Origin of the sequence: Shewanella sp. NIFS-20-20 (genome assembly GCF_019209865.1) — a bacterium.
GTDB lineage: Bacteria > Pseudomonadota > Gammaproteobacteria > Enterobacterales > Shewanellaceae > Shewanella.
Map to the genome: position 1 here is coordinate 1 of NZ_JAHUTT010000136.1, position 611 is coordinate 611.

At 50.6% G+C, this 611-nt stretch carries 1 pseudogene; it reads left to right on the plus strand.

The features are described 5' to 3' along the window. Positions 1–611, plus strand: a pseudogene (locus KU855_RS18780) (IS3 family transposase); the annotation flags it as partial.

The window sequence follows — 611 nt, forward strand, 5'->3', positions numbered from 1 at the left end:
GCCGACCAAGCTGAGGATTTAGCCATCCTAAAAAAGGCGGCCACCTACTTCGCGAAGAATCAAAAGTAGAACGATTCGAATTTATGCTCGAACACCAGCACCAGTTTCGCCTAAAGCCAATGGCGGCAGTGCTTGGCGTTACGCGAAGTGGGTATTATGCCTGGCGAAAATCAAGCAAAGAGCCGAGTGCACGCTTGCTCAAACAGCACCGCCGTGATGAGCAAATCAAAGCTATTTTTGTCCAGAGCAAGGAACGCTCTGGCGCTCGGCGTATTCAAGTCGACCTCGCGGAAGATGGAGAATGCGCTAATTTGAAAACCATTATGAACAGCATGACAAGACAAAATTTAGTGGCTAAAGCAGCCCGTAAATTCAAAATAACAACTGACAGCGATCACCAGCTTCCGGTAGCGCCAAATCTGCTGGAGCAGAACTTCGATGCCAGCGGCCCGAACCAAAAATGGGTCGGTGATATCACGTATCTGATGACAAGCGAAGGCTGGCTGTATCTGGCGGTGATTATCGATTTGTACTCGCGCGCCGTGATTGGCTGGTCGATGAGTAATCGCATGACGGCTAAGCTGGCTTGTGACGCGCTGACAATGGCGCTG